This window comes from Neisseria sp. P0021.S006, assembly GCF_051956895.1.
The window spans coordinates 1-459 of the sequence record NZ_JBQCWZ010001222.1 but is presented as its reverse complement, the minus strand read 5'-3'; the positions used below and the strand labels follow the sequence as shown (position 1 = coordinate 459).

Sequence of the window (459 nt, the reverse complement as noted above, 5' to 3'; positions counted from 1 at the left end):
ACTTTGTGTTGCACCGCATAAACCGCAGCTTGGACGCGGCTGCTTAGGTTTAATTTGCGCAACAGGTTTTGTACATGCACTTTGACGGTTGACTCTGCCAGATTCAAATGGCGGGCAATGATTTTGTTGCTGTGTCCGGCGGCAAGATAGCACAAGATTTCCATCTCTCGCGGGGTCAGTTGCTCCAGCAGATGGTCGGAGCGGGAAGGAGATGGAGAAATTAGCGATTGCACCAAACGGCTGGTCATTTCCGGAGAAAAGACATTGTCGCCATCGACAGCTTTGCGGATGCTTTCCAACAGGAAGTCGGCGTTGATGTTTTTCAGCAAAAAGCCTTTTGCACCCATACGCATACATTCGGTCAAATCATCGCTGTCTTCGGAAACAGTCAGCATGATGACGGTTAGTTGCGGATTGATGCTCAAAATTTGAGCCAGTGCTTCGCGGCCGTTCATGACC

At 49.9% G+C, this 459-nt stretch carries 1 protein-coding gene; it reads right to left on the bottom strand.

What is annotated here, in order from left to right:
- On the bottom strand, positions 1–459 hold a 459-nt coding region (locus ACTHUM_RS19585), incomplete at both ends, for a LuxR C-terminal-related transcriptional regulator (RefSeq protein WP_440403953.1).